The sequence below is a fragment of the Streptomyces sp. UH6 genome, assembly GCF_013421635.1.
Lineage (GTDB): Bacteria > Actinomycetota > Actinomycetes > Streptomycetales > Streptomycetaceae > Streptomyces > Streptomyces abyssomicinicus.
In genome coordinates this window covers 1-1726 of the sequence record NZ_JACADT010001124.1, presented here as the reverse complement: position 1 = coordinate 1726, position 1726 = coordinate 1, and the positions used below count along the sequence as shown (strand labels likewise).

The 1726-nt window shown below is 71.1% G+C and carries 2 protein-coding genes and 1 pseudogene; 1 reads left to right on the top strand and 2 read right to left on the bottom strand.

The window, feature by feature from the left end; all coding sequences use genetic code 11:
* Together HW445_RS29870 and galU are read right to left on the bottom strand one after the other, a co-directional pair.
* A pseudogene (locus HW445_RS29870) lies at positions 1-309 on the bottom strand (molybdopterin molybdenumtransferase MoeA); the annotation flags it as partial.
* A gap of 110 nt (positions 310-419) precedes the next feature.
* Positions 420-1322 (bottom strand): UTP--glucose-1-phosphate uridylyltransferase GalU, encoded by a 903-nt coding sequence (galU, locus tag HW445_RS29865; protein ID WP_180223938.1) that lies wholly within the window; start codon positions 1320-1322, stop codon positions 420-422.
* Positions 1323-1504: 182 nt separating this feature from the next.
* Here galU and HW445_RS29860 point away from each other — a divergent pair.
* A partial coding sequence (locus HW445_RS29860) for a 5-formyltetrahydrofolate cyclo-ligase (protein ID WP_374939720.1) occupies positions 1505-1726 on the top strand: 222 nt, incomplete at its 3' end.

Below are 1726 nucleotides of genomic sequence, written 5' to 3'. Positions count from 1 at the left end.
CGGCAGCGGTGCGCCGGTCATGATCCGGGCGGCCTGCCCGGCCCCCACCCGCAGCCCGGGCTGCTGGCCGGCCGCCACGTCCCCGACCACGTCGAGGACGGCGGGGTACTGCTCGCTCGCGCCGGTGACGTCCGCGACGCGTACCGCGTAGCCGTCCATCGAGCTGTTGTCGAAGGGCGGCAGGGAGACCGGGACCGTCACGTCCTCGACCAGGACGCAGCCCTGGGCGTCGAGCAGCTGCAGCTCGATCGGCTCGAGGGGGCGGACGGTGGAGAGGATGTCCTCGAGGTGCTCCTCCACCGTCCACAGACGGTCCTCCGGCGCACGCTCCTCGTGCGCGTGGTCCTCGTGCGCGCGGCCCTCCGGCGCGTGGTCCTCCTGGCTCGCGGTGCTGCGGGGCGCGGTGGTGCTCAAGTCCGTTACATCTCCTCGGCTACGAATCGGCGGAGCCACGACCGGAAGTCCGGTCCCAGGTCCTCACGTTCGCATGCCAGTCGGACAATCGCACGCAGATAGTCGCCTCGGTCCCCGGTGTCGTAGCGGCGCCCCTTGAAGACGACGCCGTGCACGGGACCGGCGGTGCCCTCGTCGGCCGCCAGGCGCTGGAGCGCGTCGGTCAGCTGGATCTCGCCGCCGCGCCCGGGCGGGGTGTGCCGCAGCACCTCGAAGATGCCGGGGTCGAGCACGTAGCGGCCGATGACGGCGTAGGCGGACGGCGCGTCGGAGGGCTCCGGCTTCTCCACCAGGCCGGTCACCCGGACCACGTCGGCGTCCTTGGTGACGTCGACGGCGGCACAGCCGTAGAGGTGGATCTGGGCGGGGTCCACCTCCATCAGCGCGACGACGCTGCCGCCGTACTCGGCCTGCACGTCGATCATGCGGGCGAGCAGCGGGTCGCGCGGATCGATGAGGTCGTCGCCGAGCAGGACGGCGAAGGGCTCGTCACCGACGTGCGGGGCGGCGCAGAGCACGGCGTGTCCGAGGCCCCTGGGGTCGCCCTGGCGGACGTAGTGGATGGTGGCGAGGTCGGTGGGCTCCTGGACGCGGGCCAGTCGGTCGTTGTCGCCCTTGCGCTCGAGGGCGTTCTCCAGCTCGTAGTTGCGGTCGAAGTGGTCCTCGAGGGGGCGCTTGTTGCGGCCGGTGACCATCAGCACGTCCCGCAGGCAGGCCTGGACGGCCTCCTCGACGACGTACTGGATCGCCGGCTTGTCCACGACCGGGAGCATCTCCTTGGGGGTCGCCTTGGTGGCGGGAAGGAACCGCGTGCCGAGACCGGCCGCCGGGATGACAGCCTTACTGATCCGAGGATGTGCCTTCATCATGTTCGCAACCATATCCATTGGGTTGTACGGAATCGGTAGTTCCATTCGATTCCACGTCATATGGCTGCATTCGGGCGGAAAACCGGACCGTTCGTGCGGCCGAGGAGCGGTGGGAAGAAACAGTGGCTGACGACCTTGCCAAGCGAACGTTGCGCGCGGAGATCCTCCGGGCGAGGAGAAGGTTGACGGACGACGAGCGGCGGGCGTCGGAACGGGCGCTCGCGGCGCGGGCGCTGGAGCTGCCGCGGATGGCGGACGCGAAGGTCGTCGCGGCGTACGTCTCGGTGGGGTCCGAGCCGGGCACCCGGGCGCTGCTGGACGCGCTGCGCGCCCGGGGGGTGCGGGTCCTGCTGCCGGTGCTGCGGGAGGACGACGACCTCGACTGGGGCGCCTACGAGGGCGCC

What these genes read in the sequence shown, in the direction of transcription:
- galU (WP_180223938.1), bottom strand. Translation starts at nt 1,322, where the DNA reads ATGATGAAGGCACATCCTCGGATCAGTAAGGCTGTCATCCCGGCGGCC.